This is a genomic window from Xenorhabdus sp. SGI240 (assembly GCF_040081915.1).
GTDB lineage: Bacteria > Pseudomonadota > Gammaproteobacteria > Enterobacterales > Enterobacteriaceae > Xenorhabdus > Xenorhabdus bakwenae.
In genome coordinates, this window is the sequence record NZ_JBEBMB010000073.1 from 1 (window position 1) to 24,734 (window position 24,734).

The 24,734-nt window shown below is 41.4% G+C and carries 28 protein-coding genes, 3 tRNA genes and 3 pseudogenes; 15 read left to right on the forward strand and 19 right to left on the reverse strand.

Features of this window, described 5'->3' with window-relative positions:
- The 9 genes and pseudogenes from ABLA76_RS14720 to ABLA76_RS14760 all read right to left on the reverse strand — a co-directional run.
- On the reverse strand, window positions 1-1,364 hold a 1,364-nt coding region (locus ABLA76_RS14720), incomplete at its 3' end, for a phage tail tape measure protein (RefSeq protein WP_348988490.1).
- A 3-nt stretch (window positions 1,365-1,367) separates the two neighbouring features.
- Window positions 1,368-1,562, reverse strand: coding sequence for a hypothetical protein (locus ABLA76_RS14725; protein ID WP_348988491.1), 195 nt, complete (start codon window positions 1,560-1,562; stop codon window positions 1,368-1,370).
- The gene (locus ABLA76_RS14730; RefSeq protein WP_348988492.1) at window positions 1,562-1,900 is read right to left on the reverse strand and encodes a hypothetical protein; all 339 of its coding nucleotides are present in this window, start codon (window positions 1,898-1,900) and stop codon (window positions 1,562-1,564) included. Before ABLA76_RS14730 ends, ABLA76_RS14725 begins: the two co-directional genes overlap by 1 nt.
- A complete protein-coding gene (locus ABLA76_RS14735; RefSeq protein ID WP_348988493.1) occupies window positions 1,897-2,271 on the reverse strand; it encodes a phage tail protein in 375 nt (124 codons plus the stop codon). The genes ABLA76_RS14730 and ABLA76_RS14735 overlap by 4 nt, the downstream gene beginning before the upstream one ends.
- Before the next feature lie 10 nt (window positions 2,272-2,281).
- Window positions 2,282-2,668: pseudogene (locus ABLA76_RS14740) on the reverse strand (phage tail sheath C-terminal domain-containing protein); the annotation flags it as partial.
- Window positions 2,667-2,846: a hypothetical protein gene (locus ABLA76_RS14745; RefSeq protein WP_348988494.1), complete on the reverse strand. Its 180-nt coding sequence runs from the start codon at window positions 2,844-2,846 to the stop codon at window positions 2,667-2,669. The pseudogene ABLA76_RS14740 and the gene ABLA76_RS14745, both read right to left, overlap by 2 nt.
- A 389-nt stretch (window positions 2,847-3,235) precedes the next feature.
- Entirely contained in the window at window positions 3,236-3,664 is a 429-nt protein-coding gene (locus ABLA76_RS14750) for a tail fiber assembly protein (protein WP_285809601.1), read from the reverse strand.
- Between the two features lie 2 nt (window positions 3,665-3,666).
- Window positions 3,667-4,377 carry a phage tail protein gene (locus ABLA76_RS14755; protein ID WP_348988495.1) on the reverse strand — a complete coding sequence of 237 codons (711 nt, stop codon included), beginning with the start codon at window positions 4,375-4,377 and terminating at the stop codon, window positions 3,667-3,669.
- 678 nt (window positions 4,378-5,055) lie between these two features.
- Complete coding sequence (locus ABLA76_RS14760; RefSeq protein ID WP_348988513.1) at window positions 5,056-5,328, reverse strand: hypothetical protein; 273 nt, start codon at window positions 5,326-5,328, stop codon at window positions 5,056-5,058.
- Window positions 5,329-5,486: 158 nt separating this feature from the next.
- Here ABLA76_RS14760 and ABLA76_RS14765 point away from each other — a divergent pair, with 158 nt between their 5' ends.
- Window positions 5,487-5,822, forward strand: a complete 336-nt coding sequence (locus ABLA76_RS14765) for a plasmid pRiA4b ORF-3 family protein (RefSeq protein ID WP_348988496.1) — start codon at window positions 5,487-5,489, stop codon at window positions 5,820-5,822.
- A gap of 396 nt (window positions 5,823-6,218) precedes the next feature.
- Here ABLA76_RS14765 and ABLA76_RS14770 read toward each other — a convergent pair whose 3' ends face one another.
- Window positions 6,219-6,977, reverse strand: a complete 759-nt coding sequence (locus tag ABLA76_RS14770; protein ID WP_348988497.1) for an ISAs1 family transposase — start codon at window positions 6,975-6,977, stop codon at window positions 6,219-6,221.
- A 504-nt stretch (window positions 6,978-7,481) separates the two neighbouring features.
- On the opposite strand from ABLA76_RS14770, the gene ABLA76_RS14775 reads away from it, so the two are divergent.
- The 7 genes from ABLA76_RS14775 to ABLA76_RS14805 all read left to right on the forward strand — a co-directional run bounded on the left by ABLA76_RS14775 (window position 7,482) and on the right by ABLA76_RS14805 (window position 10,808).
- Window positions 7,482-7,557 (forward strand) — tRNA-Asn (locus ABLA76_RS14775).
- 269 nt (window positions 7,558-7,826) lie between these two features.
- A tRNA-Asn gene (locus ABLA76_RS14780) sits at window positions 7,827-7,902 on the forward strand.
- Window positions 7,903-8,196: 294 nt separating this feature from the next.
- Window positions 8,197-8,272 (forward strand) — tRNA-Asn (locus ABLA76_RS14785).
- Between the two features lie 230 nt (window positions 8,273-8,502).
- Window positions 8,503-9,555 carry a dihydroorotase gene (gene pyrC, locus ABLA76_RS14790; RefSeq protein WP_348988498.1) on the forward strand — a complete coding sequence of 351 codons (1,053 nt, stop codon included), beginning with the start codon at window positions 8,503-8,505 and terminating at the stop codon, window positions 9,553-9,555.
- Between the two features lie 336 nt (window positions 9,556-9,891).
- Window positions 9,892-10,146: a biofilm formation regulator BssS gene (gene bssS / locus ABLA76_RS14795; protein WP_285810311.1), complete on the forward strand. Its 255-nt coding sequence runs from the start codon at window positions 9,892-9,894 to the stop codon at window positions 10,144-10,146.
- Window positions 10,147-10,358: 212 nt separating this feature from the next.
- The gene (locus tag ABLA76_RS14800; RefSeq protein WP_348988499.1) at window positions 10,359-10,655 is read left to right on the forward strand and encodes a hypothetical protein; all 297 of its coding nucleotides are present in this window, start codon (window positions 10,359-10,361) and stop codon (window positions 10,653-10,655) included.
- Between the two features lie 9 nt (window positions 10,656-10,664).
- Entirely contained in the window at window positions 10,665-10,808 is a 144-nt protein-coding gene (locus tag ABLA76_RS14805) for a LuxR C-terminal-related transcriptional regulator (protein WP_348988500.1), read from the forward strand.
- 127 nt (window positions 10,809-10,935) lie between these two features.
- Here ABLA76_RS14805 and ABLA76_RS14810 read toward each other — a convergent pair whose 3' ends face one another.
- The gene (locus ABLA76_RS14810) at window positions 10,936-11,994 is read right to left on the reverse strand and encodes a rhodanese-related sulfurtransferase (protein WP_348988501.1); all 1,059 of its coding nucleotides are present in this window, start codon (window positions 11,992-11,994) and stop codon (window positions 10,936-10,938) included.
- Window positions 11,995-12,341: 347 nt separating this feature from the next.
- On the opposite strand from ABLA76_RS14810, the gene ABLA76_RS14815 reads away from it, so the two are divergent.
- The 3 genes from ABLA76_RS14815 (at window position 12,342) to ABLA76_RS14825 (ending at window position 15,215) form a co-directional block, all read left to right on the forward strand.
- A complete protein-coding gene (locus tag ABLA76_RS14815; protein ID WP_047771177.1) occupies window positions 12,342-13,283 on the forward strand; it encodes a Kdo(2)-lipid IV(A) acyltransferase in 942 nt (313 codons plus the stop codon).
- 152 nt (window positions 13,284-13,435) lie between these two features.
- Window positions 13,436-14,371, forward strand: coding sequence for a LysR family transcriptional regulator (locus ABLA76_RS14820; protein ID WP_348988502.1), 936 nt, complete (start codon window positions 13,436-13,438; stop codon window positions 14,369-14,371).
- Window positions 14,372-14,576: 205 nt separating this feature from the next.
- The gene (locus ABLA76_RS14825) at window positions 14,577-15,215 is read left to right on the forward strand and encodes a LysE family translocator (protein ID WP_348988503.1); all 639 of its coding nucleotides are present in this window, start codon (window positions 14,577-14,579) and stop codon (window positions 15,213-15,215) included.
- Between the two features lie 164 nt (window positions 15,216-15,379).
- On the opposite strand, the gene ABLA76_RS14830 is transcribed toward ABLA76_RS14825, so the two are convergent.
- Together ABLA76_RS14830 and ABLA76_RS14835 are read right to left on the reverse strand one after the other, a co-directional pair.
- Window positions 15,380-15,841, reverse strand: coding sequence for a hypothetical protein (locus ABLA76_RS14830; protein WP_348988504.1), 462 nt, complete (start codon window positions 15,839-15,841; stop codon window positions 15,380-15,382).
- Window positions 15,842-15,873: 32 nt separating this feature from the next.
- Window positions 15,874-16,278, reverse strand: a complete 405-nt coding sequence (locus ABLA76_RS14835) for a hypothetical protein (protein ID WP_348988505.1) — start codon at window positions 16,276-16,278, stop codon at window positions 15,874-15,876.
- A 174-nt stretch (window positions 16,279-16,452) separates the two neighbouring features.
- Between ABLA76_RS14835 and ABLA76_RS14840 the strand changes: the two genes are divergently transcribed.
- Window positions 16,453-17,241: a PhzF family phenazine biosynthesis protein gene (locus ABLA76_RS14840; RefSeq protein WP_348988506.1), complete on the forward strand. Its 789-nt coding sequence runs from the start codon at window positions 16,453-16,455 to the stop codon at window positions 17,239-17,241.
- Window positions 17,242-17,420: 179 nt separating this feature from the next.
- Here the strand turns inward: ABLA76_RS14840 and lldD are convergent, their stop codons facing one another.
- The 5 genes from lldD to ABLA76_RS14865 form a co-directional block, all read right to left on the reverse strand.
- Complete coding sequence (gene lldD, locus ABLA76_RS14845) at window positions 17,421-18,563, reverse strand: FMN-dependent L-lactate dehydrogenase LldD (protein WP_348988507.1); 1,143 nt, start codon at window positions 18,561-18,563, stop codon at window positions 17,421-17,423.
- A 307-nt stretch (window positions 18,564-18,870) separates the two neighbouring features.
- Window positions 18,871-19,473, reverse strand: coding sequence for an alpha/beta fold hydrolase (locus tag ABLA76_RS14850; RefSeq protein WP_348988508.1), 603 nt, complete (start codon window positions 19,471-19,473; stop codon window positions 18,871-18,873).
- Between the two features lie 104 nt (window positions 19,474-19,577).
- Window positions 19,578-20,333: an alpha/beta fold hydrolase gene (locus ABLA76_RS14855; RefSeq protein ID WP_348988509.1), complete on the reverse strand. Its 756-nt coding sequence runs from the start codon at window positions 20,331-20,333 to the stop codon at window positions 19,578-19,580.
- Window positions 20,334-20,812: 479 nt separating this feature from the next.
- A complete protein-coding gene (locus tag ABLA76_RS14860; RefSeq protein WP_348988510.1) occupies window positions 20,813-21,265 on the reverse strand; it encodes a DUF2335 domain-containing protein in 453 nt (150 codons plus the stop codon).
- A 110-nt stretch (window positions 21,266-21,375) separates the two neighbouring features.
- The gene (locus ABLA76_RS14865) at window positions 21,376-21,573 is read right to left on the reverse strand and encodes a Cro/CI family transcriptional regulator (protein WP_047771141.1); all 198 of its coding nucleotides are present in this window, start codon (window positions 21,571-21,573) and stop codon (window positions 21,376-21,378) included.
- A gap of 97 nt (window positions 21,574-21,670) precedes the next feature.
- On the opposite strand from ABLA76_RS14865, the gene ABLA76_RS14870 reads away from it, so the two are divergent.
- A complete protein-coding gene (locus tag ABLA76_RS14870; protein WP_348988511.1) occupies window positions 21,671-22,384 on the forward strand; it encodes a S24 family peptidase in 714 nt (237 codons plus the stop codon).
- A gap of 153 nt (window positions 22,385-22,537) precedes the next feature.
- Window positions 22,538-22,929: pseudogene (locus tag ABLA76_RS14875) on the forward strand (Rnf-Nqr domain containing protein); the annotation flags it as partial.
- Window positions 22,930-23,046: 117 nt separating this feature from the next.
- On the opposite strand, the pseudogene cml reads toward ABLA76_RS14875, so the two are convergent.
- Window positions 23,047-24,219 (reverse strand): annotated as a pseudogene (gene cml, locus ABLA76_RS14880) (CmlA/FloR family chloramphenicol efflux MFS transporter); the annotation flags it as partial.
- Between the two features lie 304 nt (window positions 24,220-24,523).
- Between cml and ABLA76_RS14885 the strand changes: the two are divergent.
- On the forward strand, window positions 24,524-24,734 hold a 211-nt coding region (locus tag ABLA76_RS14885), incomplete at its 3' end, for an IS1-like element transposase (RefSeq protein WP_348988512.1).

A 24,734-nucleotide genomic window follows, 5' to 3' on the forward strand; every position in this document is an offset into this window, starting at 1 on the left:
ATTAGTATGATTTTGCTATAGTTACGTATCGCCAACAGGGCCATCATGGCCTGTTGGTCGGCCAGCAATTTACCAATAGACGAGCTTTCGTATATTTTTTGTTGCGATTGTAATAACCGCTGATATTCCGGTGACTTCTGGTCTGTACTCGCCAGGGCTTTTTCTATATTGCGTAACTCCGGGTTTTGCGCGGCGATCCTGTCCGTCAATAAGACGAGGGTTTCCAGCGGATCAATGCCTTTCCCCCGCGCATCGGCCAGGGTTTTCGCAATATCGATACCATAACCATCAAATTTAATTCTGGCCGCCCGCCGGGATAAATCGGTACTGTTTAACTTAGCGAGTAAGTTGGCGAAGTTATTGCCCGCTTCATCCGATGAGGCGGCATTTTTTTTCGTCCCTTGCGTATAGGCGAGAATTTTAACCAGTTCCTCCAGGCCTGCGTAGCCGTTGGCATTGGCTTTTGACAAAATTTCCGGTAACCATCGGGCCATATCGGCAAACTCAAATGCCCCTTCCTGTCCTGCCCGGATCGCGGCATCCAGGGCTTTCATCATATCGTCGGCGCTGGTGATGCCATACCCTTTAAGCGATTCGATAACTTTGGCTAACTGCGCACCGCTGACCTCGGTGACCGTCGCATATTTTTGTAATATGGGCATTAACGTTTTGGTTTCATCAAAACTAAACGCCCCATTGGCTAACATTTCACTCAGTAACTCAGTGGCCTGCTCCTTGGTGCCGCCCCCGGTTTCAACCGACGTACGAATAATGTTATGCAGCTCGGCCTTGCCCGCTTTGCGGCCGGCGACATCCCGCTCATTAAAGGCGGTATTACTCAGATACGCCAGCCGTTGTTCATAGCCCATCTGTTCTTTGACCGGCTTCGCCACGACCATCCCGCCCGCAACCAGTCCGCCGCCCACGGTCATCATTTTGCTGCCAAATGCCCCTAACTTTGCCAGCCGGCTGACGCCCTGCATTTCATTACGCAGGGCGGCGACACGCTGGCGCATGGCATCATAGGCCCGGCTTTGTTCGGCGATGGACAGGGTCCCGCTGCGGGCCAGCCGGTTATAACTGGCGATGGTGCGGGTGATTTCCCGCTGAATGGATCGTTCAGCGCGTACGCCCAGCGTTTCGCGGGCGCGGGCATCCCGGGCCTGGCGCCGCGCTTCGGCGGTCATCGCCTGTGACGCCTTGCGGCGCTGCTTCTGTTGACGGTTTTCACGCTCGGCGGCCTTGTCGGCGGCTTTGCCGGCATCCTCCGCGCCTTTGACCACATCCCGCAACAGTTTGATGATACTTTGCGATGCTTCATCACGGAACGAAACCGCCAGGGATATTTTGAGATCACGTGCCATACATTAACCCCGTTGTGTTATTGGCTGCTTGGGTTTCTGACGCAGGGATTTAACCCGCTTGCGGTGTTTGTGTTTGGGGGCTGGCGCACCCTGTAGTTTCCCTAATGCCGCAATCCAGCCGTCCAGTTCGGGGCGGCTCATGGCCAGGATGCGTTCATGACTGAGACCGTATTGCCCGAGGGCAATACTGACCAGCATTATTCCGCTGCGGCGTTCGGTGGCCGCTGTCGCTTTTTTTTAACGGCGGCAATGGCCTGTTCCAGCACCTCAAAATCCTCGCTGGTCAGTTGATCCAGCAATAATTCGGTGGTGATATCAGAGACGGGAATGGTGCCCAGCGTGACCAGACACCGGGCGACCACCGCCATCCGGTAATGCAGATCCGCCGCATGCCCGTCAATGGTGCCGCACACGGACTCGGTTTCGTCCAGCGCCGCATAGCTCTGGCGCATGGTCGGCAGCCGGATTTGAAATTCATGGTGCACGCTGTCAGCGTGTTCAATGCCATACAGCAACGTGCCCGTTTGGGTTATCATTCGATGACCTCCCGTAATGCGGCCATTTTGATATCACGTTTGGCCTCATTATCGACGGTGTATTTCGCGCCCACTTCGGTCGTGAAACAGTCCAGATACGAGGTGCGGCGGCCCCCTTTACCCGTGACCGGGTACTGGGTGATTTTGACGCCCACCAGGTTGCCCCAGTCCAGATCACCCTCCAGCGGAATGACCACCGACAACGACAGGTCATAGGTGGCAATGCCGGAGGTATACCCCTTGGCCCGGCCTGTTTTGTTCATAGTCTTGACCAGCTTGCGGCCGGTGTTGATTTGTACATCCAAATCGGTGACCTCAACTTCCCGGCCATCGATTTCCAGCACAATCGCGCCGACATATTCTTCTAACATGGGTTACCTCTTATAAATACAGGTCAATACGGCCGGCAAAGACGTGCAGGCCATTGACGACATCCGCCGGAATTTCCGCATCCAGCCGGTTCGGATCTTTATCGTTGCGCTCGACCAGCAGCTTGTCCTTGTTGGCTTCGACGTTTTCCAGAATCTCAGACTCTTCCAGTTTGAGCAGCACATCCAGCAACTCAGAGCGCACTTTCTGGCGTGTCCGCTCATTGAGTTTGTCACGGGGAAAACGCTGTGAAATGCGCTCACGGCACGCCTTACGGGTGTAATCCAGCGTGCGGAGGGTGGTGAGATCCAGCAGGGCAATATCATCCACCCCTTCGGCGTTTCGGGTATAGGTGGTAATGGCCCGCACAATCTGCACGCGATTCCCGGCACCGACCTCAAACAAATTCGACATACTGTAAGTTGCCATTGTTATCTTCCTGTCTGTGATAAAGCCTTGTCGACCAGCTTACGGGCGACTTCGTGAAGGGTGGAGCGGCTGTATTCTCCCGCTGGATCTGACGTAAAGCGTCCATTTGCTGACGAGTCAGTAAGATAGCTTTGCTATCGACTTTCATACTTACACCTCATGTGCTGATAATTTATACAGCTATAATATTACAATAAATGCAACATATAAAATGAATGATGCAAATAATGAAACATTATTAATTCGACTAATTAGAGATATGCAAGGAACGGCAATATCATGTGATACCGCCGTTTAATAGGGATTTGATGAAAGGATATCGAAGAGTGAATTATTAATATGGAGTTTATTTTCATGAGGTAAAGCCCCTGTGATGACGCTGGAAACATGAGGATAAAATACTGACAAATCTTTATGTTTTGGCGTGGTGTGAGCTTCGTTCTGTTGAGGATCGGGAGCTTGAGATATTGACGAAGGTGATTGATTAGACATCCATGTCTGAATTGATATTAGGTCAATACAACTACTATATCTTTGTTATTCCTTTGGTTGTTTAGGCCATACGATATCTGGAGTAGTGGAACAATCAATTCGATTGAGTAATACCCTATATTTACGCCATTCGATGAGTGCTACTTTTTCCTCATCTGTAGCGAGATCTAAATCAACGGCATCCTGTAGTGGAGCTATGATATTTGAGGCTTGATACATGAGATCTTTCTTTTTTTTCTCGACACTTTCCTGCAATTGTTTCATTGTTGGCAGGGGTATATTGTCCCATACAGGTAAACCATCGGCACCTGCAACTCGATATTTATTTACCGGCGCAGAATTAATAGCAAATTCAATAAAACATGCTTCTGATACTTCCAATGCATCATCGGGAAATGTACCACTGTTGATATAATGTTTTTTCATATATGCAGGATAAAACGAATTACGCAATGCACTATAAAAATATGTCATTATCAGAATCCCCAGGCATGCCATTGACACCCAGATAAAAAAGGTGGATTAAAAGTGCTTGAACTTCTTTGTAACACTCCTAGGTTTACTGCTAAAAAGCCTGTCAAACTGATATCATTTATTTGCCATATGGCCCTAGTTGTACCTCCACCATGATCGTGCTCACTGACCATAGATACCCCAGAACTAAACTGAATTGGAAATGTTATATATATCTCGTCATTTGTTGCAGTTGATGTAACACCCCATTGATAAATTAATCCATTTGGGTACTGAACCCATCCATTTTTAGTATCTCCATATCGTTTAAAAAATGACATGTCAGGAATCTGTCCTGGTCCATTTCCTATGGTTCGATAAACCAGTTCCGATAAACCAAGACTCTTCACAAACTCTGCTTTATCAGAGATATCTGCACCGTTCTGATCTTTAGCTAAACGAGTATTGGCGTTGTCATTTGCATTATCAGCATATTGATTGGCAGTATGCGCCAAATCATAGGCTGCTTTTACAGCTTTTGGTGTAGCTGCCATCGTTTCACTACCACTTACATCATTACTCAGAACTACAAAACCCTTATCTTGCAGTGTTGCATCTGGGTGATTGCGGCTTTGGGCGTGTTCTTCAATTAAATCTTTAACATATTCTGGAGTCGGAACGACAACAAGACCATCATCTTCTAAGATTTGTATTTCAGGTTTTTTATCTTGCATAATTATTCCCTCATTTAATCAACAATACACATTGCTAAGTAACATGAAGGCGGTGGGAGACTTCTCCGCCGGTGAACATCAATAAATGGGTTCATCAATACAGGAGAGTGCAGCTTGACTATTATTTGATAGGTTGCACGTTTTGATGGCAGGATGACATAAAATGACAGGCAGGGAATTAATAGAATTTATCATATGACTGATAAAACTCAGCACCGTAAAAGCGGGATTTCCCGACTTTTAACCCCCTGATTCTATTAATCTCTGTCTCTGCACCGGAAATAAGCAAAATCAGTAAGTTACGTTAAATAGGATAATTATCCACTTTTAACCCATTGATTTAATTTAATTCCTGTCCTGAGCGTAAATTACGTAAAATCAACCGCTTAGCTAAAGGTGGGATTTCTCACCTTTAATTCAGCATTCTTCCGTTTCAAACGAAACGATTAAATACCAAGCAGAGAAGGCGATTTGGCTTACGCTTCTGTTTCAAACGGAGGCGTGAATTAACTCTAGGGGTTACTTGAGGTTAAGGAGTTCAATCTCAGAGGCTCACCTCTTTAAGAGGCTTGGTTATAAATAGCTCAGTACGTTTAACATACTTACCCGTTGTCGAGGTCATTAGCTCAGTGACCCCCGAAGAATACCGCGATCCTCACTTTGGCCTTAAGGTACTATTTAACGTTTCGGTGCTGGTTTCATCCATTGATAGGTAGGTGCGGTCATTCTACAGCGGTGACGTTCTTTAGCCTGTAACGTCTGCGCTACTCCGGTTCTGATTGCCAGTCTATCCCGTCCAGTGAGTGATTGTTCCTGCGGGTGGGCTTCTCCCTCACTGTCTGCCAGTACAGTAATCAGGCGCACCGGGTGAATATTCACCAGCCGCTGAGTGCCGGATGCAATTAGGAATGTAAATTTAAGGCGAGTTTGGGTAAGCTGTGTGTCAGCCATCTCGTAAGTCTCCGTTACGTTGTGGTGAGACGCCTCGATAGTGTTTGCAGCACTTCGGGGCGTTGCTATTTTTGTATGGAGAGCATAAAAATCTGTGGGACATTCTGTTAAACCGGCGATAGAATAAGCAACCAAACGTATTTATTTGGTGCTTCACCATGAAATCCTATATCGTGAAAATTGCCCTTCTAGGTATCAGTCCTATGGTCTGGCGCCGATTCAGGCTATCAGGCGAGACATCTTTAGCGGCTTTTCATTACATCATTCAGATCGCGCAAGGATGGCAGGATGATCACCTGCATCAATTCCGTATTTATGGCAAAAATTACGGCATTTCCTACACCGGTGGGATCGGGTTTCCTGACAACCCCTACAAAATTACGCTTAATGACTTTGAATTTGATGCCGGTGATCGTTTTACCTATGAATACAACTTTTTGAGCACTGGCTTCACGATATCCGTATTGAAACCATTCTCGAAAATTCTCACCTGACATCCCAGGGGTTACGCATGAAATGTTGGTGGGCTAAAATTGATTAAATAGCAGCGCTTCCATATAGCCATTATCCCACCCGGCCGATTTCCTTCGAGCACTCAAACTCAGTTTACTGTTGGTATCTCGTTTAACAATATTGAGTGCCATTTTACGTCATTGGGCAAATACTCTTGTGGCGGTCCGCTCTCTCATCCGTGCATCATCTTCTCTAAAAGTGACATCCAGTACCCAGTGTAAACTATTTTCGATAGCCCCATGTTGTCTTATGGCACCTAGTTGAAAGGCGGAAGAATCATGGCAACGGCTTAAATAATAACGAAAATCAGAGGGCACTGTGTCAGAATAGCGTTCTTGTCGTATCGTTTCCGTTACCAGAAGAGCCTGAATATCTGGTCAAGAACTTAAGTATTTTGTTTCTGAGGTCAGCGGCAGAACCCGCCCGCGTCGTCTGACGGTACGTCCGTGACTATCATCGAATTCATCATAGTCAGGTTTAAGGTAAGGTTTTTGGGTTATCTGTGGTTGTTGAAAATAGTTAACAGCTTCCGAAAAAGTTTTCCCCTGATTGCCTTTAAGCGACAAAATATAATCAGCTTCACTCTCGCGTAATTGCTGAGCAATCGTGCGTTGGCAGCCCATCGCATCCATCGTCACGAGATGTCCTTTCAATGAAAGCATCGATAATAATGCCGGGATGGCCTTAATTTCGTTTGATTTTCCGTCTACTGCACACTGACATAAGCTGAGTCCTTTCTCAACCGAGAATGCACTCACCACATGTAGTGGGCTTTGTTCAATTTTCTTATCAAACGAATGGCGTAAACTTTTACCATCAATCGCAATGATCCCCCGCTTTTCTGAAGAGATGTCACGAGAAACCCACTGATAAAAATGACGTTCAAAGAGAGCGGGATTTAATAAACTGAAACAGCGCCGGAAAGTATCATGTGAAGGAATACCGCCTTTGAGCGGAAGAAATGAACCCTGCCAATCCTTTTTTAGCTGGCCGTACTGTTCAATATCGGTCCAGGCATTAGCCCCGGCAATGACAGCGCATACGGCGATCACTAAGATATCAATAAAACGGTGTTTAACCTTTCCCTGACAACGTGGATCTGGAAAATCAGAAAAGACCTCCACTAATTCTTTCATCTGCACCCCTCTCAAAATGAAGGAATTATCCACTCAATATTTTCATGCGTAACCCCTGTTACTAAGACCAACCTGTTCTGTACTTGTTGCCAGTATCTATTAAAAACCAATCCTGCACATATTTACTTTATAATATCTTGTGTTTTCTACTTAGAATTCAATAAAAACAGAGATAAAAGCAACGAATATACTCGATAATCTTCAAGTTGCAATCCGCAAGACGACGCGAGGCCTTATATTTCCCCGCTGCGCGGGGAAATATAACACGCATCTTGAAGTTGGATTGGTATATAAAATAAGTTGAGTTTTTCCTAGATAAATAAAAAACAATAAAGATGTTAAAATCAATAAAAATTCAAATTATTAGATATTTTTTAAGCAAAAAACAGCAAAAAAAGCCATTTTGACGAAAAACAAATCAACTGGTTTTATTTTTAATTTTTTTACTTTACAACATTAAACCATTCACTGTATTATCCGCTCCGTTCTCAGGAACAACTCAATTCCTCCATAGTTCAGTCGGTAGAACGGCGGACTGTTAATCCGTATGTCGCTGGTTCGAGTCCAGCTGGAGGAGCCAAATTTCTGGAAATCCCGATTAGCTTTGCTGGTCGGGATTTTTACTTTTGAGCACAAACGGTTACACATTCCCTTTTATCTCCATCTCTTTATTTCCCGTTTCTTCTCTATTTCAAATAGCCTTGCCGACGTGATTACCTATGCTAAAAACACAAAAAGATCAAAAACAGCCCGACAAGCGCATATTACGAGCAATCAAACACTTATTGTTATTTTCTACTTTGACAACCGTGAAAAATGCCGTTATTATTCGAGCCACTTAAACGGAGTTCCTCCATAGTTCAGTCGGTAGAACGGCGGACTGTTAATCCGTATGTCACTGGTTCGAGTCCAGTTGGAGGAGCCAAATATTTTGAAGAACCTGATTAGATTAACTAATCAGGTTTTTTGCTTTCTGGTCTCCAGTTTTTTGTCCTACTTCTTTTTAGGATCTCCATTTTTCAGGGATCTTCCTTCTTGCTTTCCTCTTCGATTACTTACTCCTATGCCCCATTTCTGCTCCCCGATTTACTATCACCCGTCAATTTTAGTCAAAAAACACACATAATGCACAGATTCTCAGCAATCAAACGGTTATTACTATTTTCTGCTTTGACAAACGCAAAAAATGCCGTTAACATTCGCCCCGTCTTGAAGGAGTTCCTCCATAGTTCAGTCGGTAGAACGGCGGACTGTTAATCCGTATGTCGCTGGTTCGAGTCCAGCTGGAGGAGCCAAATTCAATTCACCCTCGTGTTGTTACTTCTATTTTTTCCTTTTTTGATAAGATAATTTCCTCTACGTACCCTCATCCCGAATAAACTTAAAATTATAATTTTTCAAAATTTAGAGAATATTATCATTCAATAATAGCTATTTAGCTATTTTCACTTTATCATTCTCCTCCGGCTTAAGGATTGCTGAATCAGCATCCATCATTTTTCACTTACATTCTGGAGCCGGTTCCATGACCACTGAATCATATACAATTAAAATCCGCCGCCCTGACGACTGGCATGTTCATTTTCGTGATGGCGGTATGCTAAAAACCATTGTACCCCATACCAGCCGTTTTTTTGGCCGAGCTATCGTCATGCCCAACCTCGTCCCTCCAGTGACGGATGTTGCCAGCGCCAAAGCCTATCAAGAGAGGATAATTGCAGCTACACCGTCAGATCATCATTTCCAACCTCTTATGACTTGTTATCTGACAGATTCAACAGCCAGCAATCAAATTGAGATTGGCCATAAAGAAGGCATCTTTACCGCCTGCAAACTTTACCCCGCCAACGCAACAACAAATTCTAGCCACGGTGTTTCCGATATCAGAAAGATCTACCCATTATTGGAAACCATGGAAAAAATAGGTATGCCATTGCTGATCCACGGGGAAGTTACCGCTTCTCATATTGATATTTTTGACCGTGAAGCGCGCTTTATCGAACAGGTAATGGAACCATTGCGTCAGCAATTTCCTGAATTAAAAATTATTTTCGAGCATATTACCACCAAAGAAGCCGCAGAATATGTTCTAGAAGGCAACGATAAATTAGGCGCGACATTGACACCACAGCACTTAATGTTCAATCGCAACCATATGCTGGTTGGTGGTATTCGTCCTCACCTTTACTGCTTACCTGTACTAAAACGCAACATTCATCAAGAAGCCCTCCGAGCAGCAGTTACCAGTGGTTGTAACCGCTTTTTCTTAGGCACGGATTCCGCTCCTCATGTACTGCACCGCAAAGAATCTTCTTGTGGCTGTGCGGGCGTTTTCAATGCTCCAACCGCCCTGGCTGCTTATGCTACTGTTTTTGAAGAAATGGGTGCAATGGAATATTTCGAGTCCTTCTGCTCCCTGAATGGCCCTGCATTTTACGGTTTGCCAGTTAATGATGGCTTTATCGAACTCACCCGCAAACCAACCCCTGTTGTTGAATACATTGCGTGTGGTGACGAAAAGTTAATTCCATTCCTTGCAGGGGAAGATGCAAGATGGGATGTAAGGGGATGTGAGTAACTTTAGCACGCTCTTTCGTGCGGAAATTGTTCTTTATTTCCGCGCACTTCTGGCCTGATAAAAAGCAGAAATAACCCATCATGGTTCTTCTCAGTTCTGATGCAAAAAATCCTGCTTTTTTCACTTCTTATACCAATCCAACTTTAAGATGCGTGTTATATTTCCCCGCGCAGCGGGGGAATATAAGGCCTCGCGTCGTCTTGCGGATTGCAACTTGAAGTTTATCGAGTATAGATTGCCAAAAAGGTTTATACTGCTTAAGGCTTGTCTTAGACGAGGCCTTCTGCTCTTAGTCAATTATATCAATATGATTCTGTAGTCTGATTAGGAGGTTATATGGGAAAAGAAAATGAAATAATTCAAACACATCCTGTTGTAGGCTGGGATATCAGCATTGTCGATGCCTATGACGCCATGATGATACGCCTTCATTACTCATCCACCCAAGATCAAACAACAGAAAGTGTCAGTGTTGACAAAACGTTATGGTTAACAACAGGCGTTGCCAAACAGCTTATCCTCATTTTACAAGCCGGGATTGAAAAAATAGAATCCTCAGAATACAGCCAACTTGATCATATTAAACATTAACAATAACTAAATTTAACACCTCCAACACATTGGGACACTCAATATATTGAGTGTCCCAAATGAACAACTGAACACATCTCAACCAATAAAATTATCCATATGGTTTATTATTCTTCAAATATTGTCTTATACGCCCGTGTTCACTCGCCTAATGTTTAGCTATTAAACTGATTATTTAAATATAACTACAGTAGAACAAGAATGTTCAAGTAATGAAACTATTAGTCATTGATGAATGCTATTATTCACGCTTTGGAATTATTGAACATCTAAAAGAAAATACAGATATCCTCTCTTTAAAAGCAGTATCAATGCGTGATGCCATAAATAGCCAACCACCTTATATCGAATTGAAAAATAAGGATTTTATATTATATAAGAAAGATGTAACGATATTACTTGAGCACCTAAAAGAAATGGCATTATATAATATTCAATGTTATTTCTCTAATTTCAGCACTCATAGTTCTATTTTTAGCCATCAAGAAGATCGTATCATCTATTATTGAATGTCAGAAATGGATATTCATAAAATTGCCAAAACATTAAAAATTAGCAATAGTACAGTTTATTCCCATAGGAGGCATATTATAGAAAAAATAGGTGTATCCAACAAAATAGAGTTACTTTTTATTTACAATATCTTCAAGTGTTTTTGTTAGATTTTTGAATAACCTATTCTAGTATAAAATTCCCATTCACATAATTTATTATGTGAATGGGATAAGTAAGCACAGAGAATAAAGCTACAATTTGAAAGATGGGAACGACGACGGACTTAACGCACGACTATTTAATAGATTGCAGGGATGTAATATTCAAACCTTCATTTAATCGATAGCGGGACTTATTAAAAATCTTAGCCCCATTCTCTCTTCCTGCACGACGGATACGCTGTTCTTCTTCTGGCAGTTTCATCTCTTCACGGCAAGCATTGCTGCAACAGCCTTCGAAATGTGCTGCACAAGATGGGCACTGGATAAATAACAAATGGCAACCATCGTTCTTACAGTTGGTATGGCTATCACACGTCACTCCGCATTGGTGACAGTGAGCAATAACATCTTCAGTAATGCGCTCACCCATACGCTCATCAAAGACAAAGTTCTTACCAACAAAACGCACTGGCAATTCTTGTTCTTTCGCTTTGCGGGCATACTCAATAATGCCACCCTCTACGTGGTAAACTTTGCTAAACCCGCTATGCAACATATAAGCACTTGCTTTTTCGCAACGAATTCCGCCAGTACAGTACATGACAATATTTTTATCTTTATTATCCTTCAGCATTTCTACAGCCATTGGCAGCTGCTCACGAAACGTATCTGATGGAACTTCAATCGCGTTTTCGAAATGCCCAACTTCATATTCGTAATGGTTACGCATATCGACAAAGACGGTATCAGGATCATCCAGCATTTGGTTAACCTGCTCCGCCTTCAGATATTCGCCTGTTTTAGATGAATCAAAAGTTTCATCTTCAATACCATCTGCAACAATGCGCTCACGCACTTTCATGCGCAGGACCCAGAATGATTTACCATCATCTTCTAAGGCAATGTTAAGACGCAGATTATATAATGCCGGATCAGTTTCATCCAATAATGCCTTCAACGCATCGACATTCTTGGAAGGCACACTAATTTGTGCATTGATACCTTCTTTGGCGATATAAACCCGCCCAAAGACAGATAACTCGGTAAATTTTTGATACAGGCTATCGCGAAAAGTCTGTGGTGCGGAAATGGTGAAATATTTATAAAAAGAGATAGTAGTGCGAGGCTCAATTTCAGCCAACATGCGCTCTTTCAACTCTTTATTAGAAATACGGTTATGCAACACTGGCATGGTGTTCTTTCCTGAATTTCGATTAAAAAATGAAAACTTCAATGGTCGTTCCATTGATGGCGGGATATCATAACGAAAATGGCCGTTAGCGGATAGTGATTTATGCTTTTCCATCACGCCGATACAGTGGCAGGGTGACTACGATGGTCAGAGGCAGCAAAACCTTGCCAGACAGTAAATCTTGCAAACAAATTATTACCAGATTCAATATTTAGTGCCGCAAAATTTCGATATTCCACTAAAAAGTGTCACAATACACCAATATGATTTTTAGAGCCTATCTTAGGCATCTCTAATTCAGACAGATTGAAACCGACTCAAAATAACAAATAACATACAGAAAACACATGATACAAGCACCTCCTTTTTGTCGTTCGCTTTTACATCCCCGCTACTGGCTGACCTGGCTAGGTATTGGCATACTTTATTTACTGGTTTTGCTACCTTATCCAGCGATTTATTGGATGGGAACCCGGCTTGGACGACTTTCACTACGTTTCTTAAAAAAACGGGCCAACGTTGCAGAGCGCAATCTGGCACTCTGTTTCCCTGATATGCCAGCAGAGAAACGACAGGAATATCTAGTCAGAAATTTCGAATCTGTTGGCATGGGCCTGTTTGAGACAGGAATGGCCTGGTTTTGGCCTGACTGGCGCATCAATCGTTGGTTCAAGGTCACCGGAAGGGAGCATATTCAACAAGTGCAATCCACAGGACAGGGGGTTATTGTCATTGGTATCCATTTTTTAACACTGGAATTAGGAGCACGTATTTTTGGTATGCTGAACCCAGGTATTGGTGTTTATCGTCCAAATGACAATCTTGTTATGGATTGGCTACAAACTTGGGGGCGTCTCCGTTCCAATAAATACATGCTGGACAGAAAAGATGTTAAGGGCATGATCCGATGCCTAAAAAATGGTGAAATTGTTTGGTACGCCCCTGATCACGATTATGGCCCACGTAACAGTGTATTTGCCCCATTATTCGCTGTTGAACACGCTGCAACTACGACCGGAACCTCCATTCTCGTCCGTTTGGCCAAACCTGCACTAATCCCTTTTACTCCGCGAAGGTTACTCAATGGAAAGGGTTATGAGTTAATTATTCAGCCCGCGATAGAAAAATTTCCTCTGCAAGACGAAACAGAAGCCGCAACATTCATGAATAAAGTGATCGAAAAGGAAATTATGCAGGCACCCGATCAATATATGTGGTTGCATCGCCGTTTCAAAACTCGCCCTAAAGGTATGCCATCTTTATATGGTGACAACGATAATATTCACTGATAAACATCATCTGGCTGTTATTTTCTAAGTAACAGCCAATATCTTCCCCGTGTCTGAGTCAGGAATATTTAGTGGTATTTTGTCCAGGATTCATATTAGTGACATAAAATTATTATACATCATTAGATGTTTCATTCCATGGAAAACACATCTTGAATAATTACAAGTTATTACCAGCTTTAATATCAATATTGCAAACTCTTAACCTAACTGAGTCTTCAAAGAAATTAGGTGTTACACAATCGGCAATGAGCAAAATATTACATCAGCTGCGTGAAGATTTTCATGACAAAATTATTGTAAGAGAAACAAATCAATTTATTCTCACCCAAAAAGGCGAAAAACTGAAAGAAAAGCTCCCAGCATTGATGCAACAATTAGATAACCTCTATACACCAGAAATCATGGAACCAGATCTTTGTAAGAGGAAATTCACCTTAGCATCCAGTGATTATGTCGCCCAGGCCATCTTGCCATCTATAATTTCTGACATTGAAGTTGATGCTTCTAATGTGAGTATTGAATATAAATTGTGGCATAAAGACAATTTGAATAAGTTTGCTGAACAAAATATTGATTTAGTCGCAACCATTGCCGATACGATACCTGATAACTTATACGGTAAAATGATGGCTGAAGATCAACTTGCCGTTGCATTTAGAAATATACATTCCAAAGCTAATAGTGATATGACTATTAACGACTATATAGAAGGCCGACATATTTTGATTAGTGGTGGCGGAGATAAAGACAGTTCTGTCGATCACATGTTGGCAAAGATGAACCTAAATCGTCACATTTACACTACAGTTCCCTTTTTCCAGGCGGCCATTGAGTTATTGTTAAAAACAGACACCATGCTAACCATACCACTGCATATTGCTGCTGATTTTGCTCAACACTATGATTTACAAATAAGACGCTTACCTATTGATATTAAAGCACAACAATACTACTTGCTATGGCATGCGAAACATCACCAAGATCCAGAGCATAGATGGTTTAGGGATATCTGTTTTCCTCTGATCAAAGCTCATCTTGAAAGAACTATCGAACATGGTATGAAATTAATTCATACCTACAAGTAGATTTTTCGTCTTTTATAGATGACCTTGTTACATTAATATAATCAATACTTTTTCATATATACTCGATAAACTTCAAGTTGCAGTCTGCAAGACGACGCGAGGCCTTATATTTCCCCGCTACGCAGGGAAATATAACACGCATATTGAAGTTGGATTGGTATAGATGATAACATCGGTTATTTTTAATTTCATCATGGTAATAAATATGCTTTCTACAGAAACACTTGTTACATTTATCAGTATTTCAACCTTCCTATGCTTCTTACCAGGCCCTGATAATCTTTTAGTTTTAAGTCAGTCTGCAATAAATGGATGCAAATCAGGCATATTAATTACCCTTGGCCTATGTATTGGATTAGTAATGCATACCTCTTTAGTTTCATTAGGCATTGCAGCAATAATACAAGCTAATACGGTGGTCTTTGAAATTATCAGGTTATTTGGTGTGTTTTATTTAAGCTATCTGGCTTGGGGAGCCTTTAAGGCAAAACCTATTCATATCAAAAACAACAGTTTTAATGACACAAAAAAACTCATTAAAAAAGGTTTGTTTATGAATTTATCAAATCCAAAAGTAATTATTTTCTTTTTGGCTTTTCTCCCTCAGTTTACTACTGACAATACAATCGCTATTCCAGTATCTCTTCAATTATTATATTTAGGTTTAATATTTGTCGTAATTGCTTTTATTGTATTTACGATCATATCCTATTTGTCCGGCTTTTTAAATAAAACGATATCCAGTAAACCATCAGTACAAACTATTCTTAATAAAATTACCTGTTTGATATTTATAGCATTAGCCATTAGCTTATGTATTGATCAGCGTCTACCAATCGTTTAATACCTTTTGTGTCAACCTCACATTTTGATGGTATGTTGGTTAATGTCAGTGGCTGCTAAATTTGCGAATCCTTTCGCTATTTTTAGCATCCTTGCCACTATTTCACTGCTTTTGTTACATTTAAGAGGCAGTTTTAAACCTGTGTTAACTGGCAGTTAACTCAATTAATAGTAAGAACGACAGGCATCGGCGATATCAGCATTGGAATAACCATTCCCCTGCTCTTTCTCTAATTTCTGCCTTGTTTCCCTATAGCAACGACGTTTATCCTGCTCTCTGACATGATGCATAAAGTTGTCTCGTTGCTTATGAGAGAACTTAAACTGTTGCTCATTCCAATCATAAGAAAGCTTCCAGCTCTCTTTATCAAGCCCATTGTGATACTTATTAAATCTATCATTATATTCTTTCAGTTCATTTTCCTGTTTTTCAACTAACGCATTGTCTTTAGCCAATTTTTCCGTGTTCCAATTCCCACGATCCAGTGTGTCCCTCTTTTTCAGGTACTCTTCTGAAGGTTTATTATCCGCAGGGATACCACTTGGGTAGCTTAAATCCAATGCCAGAGCCTGAGAAAACCACACTGACAAAATTAAAAATAGGCAATGGGATCCTTTGATTTTCATATCTTTCCTTAATGGGAATATAACAATGACGTTTAGTTTGCTCTCTGAAAACGTTCAGACTCCATCCTGAAGCGTTCCATCTCTTGCTCCATCCTGAAGCGTTCCATCTCTCGATTCAAAGTCTGCTGCTGCATATGGAAATAAGAACCCTGCGGATACCAATCATGAGGAAGGCTCAGATTCTTTGCCCCATATTTATCATTGTATTCTTTCAGTTCCTTCTCCCTCTTCTCAGCTAAGGTATTACCTTTCGCAAGTTCCTTCATGTCCCAACTTCCGTAGCCCGAACTGCCCAGATTGAGCCTCTTTTTCAGGTATTCTTCTGAAGGTCTGTTATCTGCGGGGATATCATTTTGGTAGCTTAAATCCAAAGCCAGTGCTTGAGAAAACCACACCGACAAAAGTAAAAATAGACAATAGGATCCTTTGATTTTCATATCTGTCCTTATTGGGACTATAACAACGAATTATTATTTAATAACCATTATCACCTAAGGTCAACACTACAATTTCTGTGTATTTTGCAATTAAACAAAATAACTCTTTACAAATCAATAAGGTTTCAACATTGTATATTTTTATTTTCATTATAAAAATTAAGTGAGCTTCTGATGCATTCATACCCTATTTATCATGTCGATGCCTTTACGGAAAAATTGTTTTCTGGCAATCCCGCTGCGGTTGTATTGCTGGATAAATGGCCAACAGATGAAACGCTGATTGCTATCGCTGCTGAAATTGGCCTGCCGGAGACCGCTTTTTTGGTCGAAAATCATCTACGCTGGTTTACACCTAAAGTCGAAGTCGATTTATGTGGACATGCAACGCTGGCGACCGCGTTTGTCCTCATAACCCACCGCAACATCCAAGAGAAATTACTCACATTCAAAAGCCGCTCCGGTGAACTCCGGGTTTTTCATCAAGATGGTGTTTTTACATTGGATTTCCCTGTCGCCGATTGCCATGAAGAAAATGACCTCATCCCTGTCATACAAGATGCACTGGGACAAAATGTTTCCACAGTATTAGCTTCACATGATCGTTATATTTGTGTTTTAGATTCCGTAGAACAAATCATCCATACCCACCCCGATTTTAATAAGATTGCGGCCCTACCCTTGCCAGGACTGACCATTACCGCTCTCGGTGATTCGTCCGCTGATTTCGTTTCTCGCTATTTTGCACCCGCTAAAGGCGTCAATGAAGATCCTGTTACAGGCTCCAGCCATTGTGTTCTTGCCCCTTTTTGGGGAAAGCGGCTCAGTAAAACTGAGCTTCATGCCCGTCAATTATCAGAACGAGGCGGTGAGTTGTTATGTCGAATAGATGGAGATCGTATCTATCTGACAGGTAAAGCAAGACTCTTTTCACACGGTGAGATATTGCTTGAGAATATATAATCCTTTATTTTTGATAAATAGGAAAAAAATGCCTCAGTTATACATGCTAGCTGAAAATCCTCACGGTCAGACAGACAGACAAACCTGCATGGCAGAGATATCATCCTATTGGTATTTAAAGGATTAATTAGATATGGTCAGCAAATACATTCTGCTGACCAGCATCGTGCCATCTACCATTAGACTTGATTAAGTACCAACAAATCTGAATTAATCTCCGAGATTGATCTCGCTCCGGTTAAGGTCATCGCTACCCGCATCTCTTTCTCAATCAGATCCAGCAAATTAGAAACGCCCGCTTCACCTGCCGCAGCCAACGCATAAGCAAACGCACGCCCCAGTAAAACACTATCTGCGCCCAGGGCAAGCATTCTCACCACATCTAATCCTGTCCTGATACCGGAATCAGTAAGAATGGTAATGTCGTTTTTGACTGCATCTGCAATCGCAGGTAAAGCTCGTGCCGTTGATAAAACACCATCAAGCTGACGTCCGCCATGATTTGAAATCACAATACCATCAGCGCCAAACCGGACAGCATCTTTAGCATCTTCTGGATCAAGGATGCCTTTGATAATCATCGGCCCTTTCCAAAAATCACGGATCCACTCCAAATCTTTCCATGAAATTGATGGATCAAAATTACTTCCCAACCAGCCAATATAGTCTTCCAATTTGGTCGGTTTGCCACGATATGCCGAGATATTGCCCAAATCGTGTGGCTTACCCCATAATCCTACATCCCATGCCCATTGCGGATGAGTTATCGCCTGCAAAATACGACGCATGGCTGCATACGGGCCACTCATACCGGAATGGGCATCACGGTAACGTGCTCCTGGTACTGGCATATCAACGGTAAATACCAGATTTTTGACTCCCACAGCCTGTGCCCTTTCCAATACATTGCGCATAAAACCACGATCTTTTAGCACATAGAGCTGAAACCAGATTGGGCGATCGATTGCAGAAGCGACTTCTTCAATCGGGCATACTGATACCGTCGACAAAGTAAATGAGATCCCCTTTTTGGCTGCGGCACGTGCAGCTTGCACTTCACCACGACGCGCATACATTCCTGTCAATCCAACAGGACCAAGTGCTACCGGCATTGACATTTTCTCGCCAAATAAGCGGGTTTCCAGACTTAACTCAGACATATCCTTCAACACACGCTGGCGTAACTCAATATTGGATAAATCTGCGGTATTACGTTTAAGGGTATGCTCTGCGTAGGCTCCGCCATCAATATAGTGGAACAGAAAAGGCGGTAACTTAGCTTGAGCTGCATCCCGATAATCAGTTGAAGCGGAAATAATCATAATACCTACCCTAATGTTGAAAAGTTATTCGCACATTTTTCAAGATGCCAGAATCAAGGCCATGACAGCCGCAATTCCCCCACAGACTAGCGTTGGTGATCCCAAAAATAGAGCATTCAACGCGATAGAGTGTTGTATTCCACCAAATGTTAAATGAGAAACCTTATTAGAGCCTGAGAAAAATGATAATCAAACCTTATAACCGACAAACCATATTTAAAATAACGCATTGGTCTCTTATATTTAATATCTCCCTCCAGAATAAAAGCAATAAACTGAAGGGTTAAAAACTACCATTTATCTATATTCAGTCTGATAGCATATTTTCCAGAATATCATAAACAGGTAACAAGCGATTGAAGCCATCCCTATCAAGAAAATGTCCACCATTAGCAATATTAATTACTTCCGTTTGCAAAGAATGAGCCAGAGCCTGGGAGAATTGCGGAGAAACAATTTCATCATTAGATGAAATAAGTGAAAAACGGTATTTGGTTACCTCACGCAAGAAAGCATAATCTAACGGCTCAACAGTAAAAGAATCCAATTCTGGTAAAGTCATTTGAGGAGCATCAAATCCAGAAACCAAAATATATCCACCAATACGAAGATACTGAGAACGCATCGATGCTAAATGTCGCAATAACGTGATACAACCGAGACTATGACCAACAAAAACCGAGTCTTTATCTGCCTCAGGCACGATATCCATCAGCATCTTAGCCCAGGCTTCTGGTTTAGGAGATGATGTATCAGGCATGGTAGGTATGATAACTTCCGCACCCTGTTCAATAAGTTTCTCTTTTAACCAAGGGAACCAATGTGATGAAGGTGAAGCAGTATATCCATGAACAATAATTATTTTTTTGCCAGAAAACCGCCCTTGGTCACTTATTCTTTCTGATATCACTAATTTTCTCCTATTTAATAATTTATCTATTTATGGAGTAAACCATCTAATCATTAAGAGCTTTAAACTGAGATAAGTCAATAATAGTGTACATGACCTTAGTCTTATCCAGCTAGTTCTCTGGCCTGTTTTTCGAGCCAAGAAACCACCGCATGATTATTGAACAAGTAAAAATGCCCTCCTGTGAAAATTTGTTGTTCTATTGGCGCAGTTAACACTTGCCACCATTCCGCCAAACGAGAAACAGGAACTCTATTATCCCTATCTCCTCCTATCACATAAGCTGGGATATTCAACTTTACTTTTGGTAATAAAGACAAAGAATTCAACAAAATGAGATCATTTTTCATTGTTTTGATCACATAATTACGTAGTACAGGGTTAGCAAGAATATCTGCCGGTGTTCCGCCACATTGCTCAAGGATATTCAAAACATAAGAGTCAGAATATTCCTCATATGGCTTATTTTTAAACCCTTCAGAATCAATAAAACCACGGGCAGAGATAATAAGTGCTAATTGCTTTTCTGGTAATTCACTCTCCAGCCTACGAGCAATCTGATAAGCCAGTTCCGCTCCTAAACTGTGCCCAAACAGTAATAAAGGTTTATTCTCTCCTAACCTTAAACGCTTTATTGCGGCAAGGATATCAGATAAAACAGTTTCAACATCCACCTGAAAAGGCTCTGAAACACGCATTCCCCTGCCTGCAAGCTCCAAACAATAAACTTCAATAAATTCCGATAACTTGTGAGCCAACTCAATGTAGGAAAAACAAGACCCTCCGGCGTGATGAAAAAATAACAGTTGCGCTCCGGCCTCTGGCTTTTTAATCGCAGAAAATAAAACTGAATCAGACAAAATGAAGTTCCTTTAGCAGATTGAGAGATATCCCATAAATTCTTCAAGCTATTACTTTTTTGTTTACAACTGTAACTTAAAATCGATTAATTATAAATAACTTTTAAAAATATTCATTAGGCAATGAATAATATTTATTATTATTTATTATTATTTATTATTATTTATTATTTATTATTTCTTTTTCTATAACAGAAAAAATTGATTATCTTATAATTATTAATTAACTCACAATGTTAGATTCGATGAAATTACGTACAAAGCAAAAGAAAATCAGTAACTGCCTAAGACACATACCAATCCAATTTCAAGATGCGTATTATATTTCCCCGCGCAGCGGGGAAATATAAAGCCTCGCGTCGTCTTGCGGATTGCAACTTGAAGTTTATTGAGCATATAACATAAAAATCACTAATGTAAAAGATAGATAGTAAGAATAATCACCTATTTTTTGAATAAATCTTTATATTATTCTGAAATTATTTAATATTCAATTTACGACCAATGGCAAATACAGAAACCAATCCCACCAAATCTATAGTGATTAAAGTACCAGCAAATAATATTTCGCCTCTAAAAGCAAAAACAGTCGCAATGATTAAGATAAATAGGGTAATGAAAAAGCCCATCCACTGCCCTCGTCTATCTCTGTTTATCACCCCATTCAATGTCTTATTCTGCTTTTCATGTTGAAAAACCTGCTCTTTTTCTCTGAGAGTAAATACTCTTTCAGCGTAACCAGGTAAAATTGTTTCATAACTCTTCAATACTTCAGGGGATGGAAATGAATCAAGAAAATGAAATATCTCTTTATTTTCGAGTAAATATCCATCTGACGAATCAGCATCTAAAGCATTGCGGTAATCATTTACGGGCATAATGTCAAGAATGCTCCCTATCGCTCTGAAGTAATGACCAATGTTAACGTTCACGTTTTCTCCCCCAACAATATACACAAAAAACACTTTAATAAAATCAGTGAGATAATTAAGTTCAACCTATAATAGAGATGAATTAATCGTACTTCTGATATCTTCGTTATTCACAATACACCTTGCTTTTGGCTAGGGAACGGGCGGCATTCTTCAGCTTTGTAGGTTCCATCTTCTTGACGAATCAAAAATATTTTCCGGCCTGAACGCAGTGCTTTACTGATCGCTGTTTGATGAACACCAACTAAACGTGCTGCTTTAACTTGGCCATTCAACTTTACATACTCTGATAATGGGATTTTTTCCATACTATTCCTCCTCCCCTCAAGATAATATCTAAAGTACTAAATATTTCAATATTTTTAGTATTTATCATTTTAATAGCGATGGTATTAAAATGATCCCATGAAAAAGAAACTTACAGCAGAACAACTTGCAGATTCGGCACGTTTAAAAGAGATATTTGAATCCAAAAAAAAGCAGCTCGGCATCTCTCAGGAAACGCTTGCAGAAGACATCGACAAGACACAAAGTGCAATTTCACACTATCTCAACGGAATAAACGCTCTTAACTTGGAGATGGCGGCCTATTTTGCCCAAAAACTGGAAGTCAAAATTGCAGATTTCAGTCCATCGCTGGATAAACAAGCAAGAAAACTTGTCTCTGTTCTCTATGATGATAATGCGGCATTTGCCAGTCATATGCTCCTGCATAGGCAATATCCATTACTCGACTGGGTAAATGCAGGTAATTGGTGCGAAGATCCCGCACCAAAATACCAAACAAGCCGCACTGCAAAGGCATATGAAACCTGTATTGAGTGTTCACAACGTGCTTTTTGGCTGGAAGTAAAAGGTGATTCAATGGTATCGCCGAATGGACTAAGCTTTCCGCAAGGCATGATCATTTTAGTTGATCCAGAAGTTAAGCCGACTCCCAACAATTTAGTCGTAGCAAAACTCGATGGAGAGAAGGAACTGACTTTCAAGCAACTGATTACAGAAGGATATGATACATTTTTAAAGCCATTAAATCCTCAATACAATATGATTACCCTTAGTAATCAAGTAAATATTATTGGTGTGGTTGTGGAAGCAAGAATTGGGAAATTACCTTAAAAATAGTCATTTCCCAATGACAGCTGTGTTTTTACAAAACACCAAATCATAAGTTAAGCCAGTTATGAAAACAGCATTATCCGTAATGATCGGGCACTATCTATTTTTCTGTTATAAAATTAACTTAATATATTGATTTAACAAACTATAGAGATCATTGAAGGAATAGATTTATCATTTCTTAATTTTATAACCTTTATCGGTGTTTTAGCTGCTCTTGTCCAAATTTTGGAGATGTTTCTCGATAAATTTATTCCTTCCCTTTATCACTCGCTAGGAATTTTCCTGCCTTACTTACTATTCACTGTGCGATTTTTGGCGCTACCATATTTATGGTTGAGCGAAACTATAACTTTGCTGAATCTATTACTTATGGCGCAGGTTGTGGCATTGGCTGGATGCTAGCGATTATTGCCCTAGCCGGACTACGAGAAAAAATGAAATATTCAAATATACCCAAAGGATTAAAGGAATTAGGCATTGCTTTTATCACTGTCGGCCTTATGTCACTTGGATTTATGTCATTCTCTGGGATATCAATTTAATAAACCGATCAAAGCAAAAAAGCCCCGCAAACGCAAAGCTTATAATCCCATCGAGGTATTCGCATATCAATCCGCTTCACAACTTTGATCCGGCTGTTCTTGCCTTCCATTGTTAATAAAGCAGGACAGACAAAGTACGACTGTTGCTAGAACCAAGCAATAAGCAATAATCGGCCAAGTGGTGGCATTGGATAAAAGTGTAATGGTGAGCGTTCCACCTATTCCCAACAATACCCCACCCAAACAGGAGTAGAATGCTGTTGCCGTTCCGGCCATATGATCAAAACCTTGTAGTGCGCCATTAGGTGCTACTGAAATCGCCATAGAAATCCCAACACCGACAAGCCACATTGGGACAATAAAGCCAATCACCGACTCAGGTATGAGCATTTCTCCAACAGATAGCAACAAAGCTCCTGCCATCAGGCAAAACATTCCCACCCGCAACGTATTTAGTATCCCCCATCGGGCAATCAAACTACCCACACTTCGCGCAGTCACCATCATTGCGATAGCCACAGTTGCAAATAGCAAACTGAAAGTAATTTGTGATAATCCTTGTCGGCTCATCATTACCCAAGGGGCCGTTGAAAAGAAGACGAAGAAGCTTCCCAGCCCTGCACTGTAGCACAGTGTGTACATCCAGAAATTCAGGCATTTTACAGGAAGAAGTAATTGCTGCCACTGTAAGTCTGCCATCCGTTGCCGTCTGGTTTCTGGACAGAGTTTCCAGACCACAATAACCGTAACTGCCATCGCACATCCTAATAGACCAAAGATTGCGCGCCACCCCAACCAAATGTCAATCAGTGTTCCGAGCAAAGGCGCTACTGCCGGAACCATGGCAAGCATAGAACCGAGCAAGCCATAGATCACGTTGATTTCTTTACGGCCTGAATAGATATCGCGTACAGCCGCAAACATGGCTACGAGACATGCTGAAGCGCCACAGGCTTGAATAATGCGAAGACCCAAAAAAACTTCTGGTGATGAAGTAATGGCAAGGCCGAATGAAGCAACCGTATAAGCAATTCCACCGCTAATCAAAACAGGACGGCGACCTAGCCGATCTGACAGCGGGCCAAATAGAAGCTGGCCAACTCCTAACAGGATCATATATGCAGTCAGCGTTAGCTGGATCGCTCCCGCTCCGGCACCAAGGGCATCAGCGATAAAAGGCATTACGGGCAGATACATATCCATAGCCAGTGATGCCAGTATATTGAATGGGGATAACAGTAATATTGTGGCGGTAAGGGAATATTGCCAGAAAAAATCTTTTGAGTGCACGAATCCATCTCCTAAAATTAAGGATTTGGCGGCGTGTTCATAGAATTAAGTGCTTCTTGAGAACGCCGCAACAACCGAAAAAACTGTGATTGCTGCGGCTTATCTATCTGTGATTACACTCTTGTCAATGTTCATAGTAGGTTATCTCAGAATGAATGAATCGGAATCATAACAATCCTCATACTAAGAGGCAAAGGATCTTAAATTAAGAGCAGTATTTTATAGATAGTTGTTCATCTTCAGATGGGTCATGTATTAAATAATTAGTTGCTGTGATAAACTTTGTGCTTTTTAGTGGTGAAATATGGCTAAGATTGATGTTTGTTGTCGTTATTGTCACAAATCAGAAGAGGTAAAAGGAAGTGCCGGTCATCCCCGTTACCCTTGCTATGCCTGTCGAAAAACCTTTCAACTGAAATATAGCTACCGTGCCTGCAACCCCGGAGTGGAAGAGCAAGTTGTTGATATGGCGATGAATAACAGCGGTATTCGCGACACCGCCCGTGTATTGAAAA

Bases quoted from the DNA above. Each gene is read 5' to 3' on its own strand.
- ABLA76_RS14770 (WP_348988497.1), bottom strand. From the start codon at position 6,977: ATGAAAGAATTAGTGGAGGTCTTTTCTGATTTTCCAGATCCACGTTGT.
- ABLA76_RS14825 (WP_348988503.1), top strand. From the start codon at position 14,577: ATGCTTTCTACAGAAACACTTGTTACATTTATCAGTATTTCAACCTTC.
- pyrC (WP_348988498.1), top strand. From the start codon at position 8,503: ATGACCACTGAATCATATACAATTAAAATCCGCCGCCCTGACGACTGG.
- bssS (WP_285810311.1), top strand. From the start codon at position 9,892: ATGGGAAAAGAAAATGAAATAATTCAAACACATCCTGTTGTAGGCTGG.
- ABLA76_RS14870 (WP_348988511.1), top strand. From the start codon at position 21,671: ATGAAAAAGAAACTTACAGCAGAACAACTTGCAGATTCGGCACGTTTA.
- ABLA76_RS14810 (WP_348988501.1), bottom strand. From the start codon at position 11,994: ATGCCAGTGTTGCATAACCGTATTTCTAATAAAGAGTTGAAAGAGCGC.
- ABLA76_RS14745 (WP_348988494.1), bottom strand. From the start codon at position 2,846: ATGAAAGTCGATAGCAAAGCTATCTTACTGACTCGTCAGCAAATGGAC.
- ABLA76_RS14760 (WP_348988513.1), bottom strand. From the start codon at position 5,328: ATGGCTGACACACAGCTTACCCAAACTCGCCTTAAATTTACATTCCTA.
- ABLA76_RS14840 (WP_348988506.1), top strand. From the start codon at position 16,453: ATGCATTCATACCCTATTTATCATGTCGATGCCTTTACGGAAAAATTG.
- ABLA76_RS14835 (WP_348988505.1), bottom strand. From the start codon at position 16,278: ATGAAAATCAAAGGATCCTATTGTCTATTTTTACTTTTGTCGGTGTGG.
- ABLA76_RS14755 (WP_348988495.1), bottom strand. From the start codon at position 4,377: ATGCAAGATAAAAAACCTGAAATACAAATCTTAGAAGATGATGGTCTT.
- ABLA76_RS14815 (WP_047771177.1), top strand. From the start codon at position 12,342: ATGATACAAGCACCTCCTTTTTGTCGTTCGCTTTTACATCCCCGCTAC.
- ABLA76_RS14865 (WP_047771141.1), bottom strand. From the start codon at position 21,573: ATGGAAAAAATCCCATTATCAGAGTATGTAAAGTTGAATGGCCAAGTT.
- ABLA76_RS14765 (WP_348988496.1), top strand. From the start codon at position 5,487: ATGAAATCCTATATCGTGAAAATTGCCCTTCTAGGTATCAGTCCTATG.
- ABLA76_RS14830 (WP_348988504.1), bottom strand. From the start codon at position 15,841: ATGAAAATCAAAGGATCCCATTGCCTATTTTTAATTTTGTCAGTGTGG.
- ABLA76_RS14750 (WP_285809601.1), bottom strand. From the start codon at position 3,664: ATGACATATTTTTATAGTGCATTGCGTAATTCGTTTTATCCTGCATAT.
- ABLA76_RS14730 (WP_348988492.1), bottom strand. From the start codon at position 1,900: ATGATAACCCAAACGGGCACGTTGCTGTATGGCATTGAACACGCTGAC.
- ABLA76_RS14805 (WP_348988500.1), top strand. From the start codon at position 10,665: ATGGATATTCATAAAATTGCCAAAACATTAAAAATTAGCAATAGTACA.
- ABLA76_RS14735 (WP_348988493.1), bottom strand. From the start codon at position 2,271: ATGTTAGAAGAATATGTCGGCGCGATTGTGCTGGAAATCGATGGCCGG.
- ABLA76_RS14800 (WP_348988499.1), top strand. From the start codon at position 10,359: ATGAAACTATTAGTCATTGATGAATGCTATTATTCACGCTTTGGAATT.
- ABLA76_RS14725 (WP_348988491.1), bottom strand. From the start codon at position 1,562: ATGCTGGTCAGTATTGCCCTCGGGCAATACGGTCTCAGTCATGAACGC.
- lldD (WP_348988507.1), bottom strand. From the start codon at position 18,563: ATGATTATTTCCGCTTCAACTGATTATCGGGATGCAGCTCAAGCTAAG.